Here is a 1233-nt window from a genome sequence, read left to right as displayed (position 1 = left end):
ATCATGCGCTCCGTCTATCAAACGGAGCAGCCCCTTCCAACTAAGCACGTGGTCCCACAATCGGGGTCCATTTCAGCCCACCACACGAATCCTTGCGATCGGCACCGTGAATCCCGGTGTCGATCTTGCGGCCGTACGCGCGATCCTCCCGACGGAAGTCCGGGAGACCGTGAAGCTTTACTTGGACGGCAAGATTGACCAATGGTATTCGCTACAGGGACGTGCCGGCGTGGCGTTCATATTAAACGTCACGGATCCCGCAGCCGCCAATGAGATGCTTGAAAAGCTGCCTTTGGGCCAAGCTCATCTCATGAGCTTCGAGTTGATTCCGCTTGGTCCGCTCAACCCCCTTCGTCAGTTGCAATGACAACCGGTTCTCCTAATCACGGAGGTTGGGCAGTTCCGGAGTGCCAACGCTCTGGAGCCGACCAAGCCCCGGCAAGGGCTCTTTTCCCTCGCTCCACGACTATCCAACATCGATCGTCCTGGATCAGAGGCAGATGCTCAGAATTTTCAGACGACAGGCCTCCACGGCGCGGGATTTGGGCTTGGCAACTGTCGCCTGCTTTGAGCTTTTCGGCGAGTTCTTCGCCACCTTGGGACGTTCATAGTCGCCGGCAATCACCATGGCCCAATAGGTGCGCCCGGTGGTCGAACTCTTGACACTGGCGACGCCAACGCGCGAGGCGTTGTGCAACAGGAGATTTCGTCGATGTCCGGACGAATTGATCCATTGGTCGAGTGTCTTTGGGAAGCTGTCATAGCCGTAGGCGATGTTTTCTGCCGCCCGGGCCGCGCCCGATGAGTGGACGCGCGAGTTGAAGGGGCCGAGGACGTCGTGGTCGAGCTTGTCCTTTGACGCCATCGCCGCGGCTTGCTCGTGCGCAATTCGCGTGAGTGTCGCATCCAGCACCACTCGCCCTTCCCCGTGCTGGGCGCGATAGCCGGAGATCATGGCCGCGGGAGACTCCGCTTGAGCAAGTACTGGGTAACAGCAAGCGGCAAGCCAAAGGCAGAGTGAAACCAGGGATTTCATCGATGTTCCCAAATCAGTCTTCTGGAGCGATAAAGAGATCGGATAAATCCGTAAGTCATTGATTTTGTTATTTCGGACTGCGCTTTACCCCCAACTTGATCTTGGGAACGCGGTGTCGATACGCGCTAGGCCGTGTGGACTCTTGGGATTCTCAAATCAGATTGAACGTGATTCAAGGCTTTCTTTTAGGAGGAAGC

2 protein-coding genes are annotated in these 1233 nt (G+C 56.9%); one reads left to right on the top strand and one right to left on the bottom strand.

Features of this window, described 5'->3' with window-relative positions; genetic code table 11:
• The first annotated feature begins 16 nt into the window (after positions 1-16).
• Positions 17-367, top strand: coding sequence for a hypothetical protein (locus AAFX91_RS41785; protein WP_394570359.1), 351 nt, complete (start codon positions 17-19; stop codon positions 365-367).
• A gap of 123 nt (positions 368-490) precedes the next feature.
• Here the strand turns inward: AAFX91_RS41785 and AAFX91_RS41780 are convergent, their stop codons facing one another.
• On the bottom strand, positions 491-1036 hold the full coding sequence (locus tag AAFX91_RS41780) for a CAP domain-containing protein (protein ID WP_130583999.1): 546 nt from the start codon (positions 1034-1036) through the stop codon (positions 491-493).
• Positions 1037-1233: the final 197 nt, after the last annotated feature.

Origin of the sequence: Bradyrhizobium sp. 31Argb, from assembly GCF_043638955.1 — a bacterium.
GTDB lineage: Bacteria > Pseudomonadota > Alphaproteobacteria > Rhizobiales > Xanthobacteraceae > Bradyrhizobium.
Note: the sequence above shows the minus strand (reverse complement) of the source record. Positions and strands in the feature narration are given on the sequence as shown.

Bases quoted from the DNA above. Each gene is read 5' to 3' on its own strand.
- AAFX91_RS41780 (WP_130583999.1), bottom strand. From the start codon at position 1,036: ATGAAATCCCTGGTTTCACTCTGCCTTTGGCTTGCCGCTTGCTGTTAC.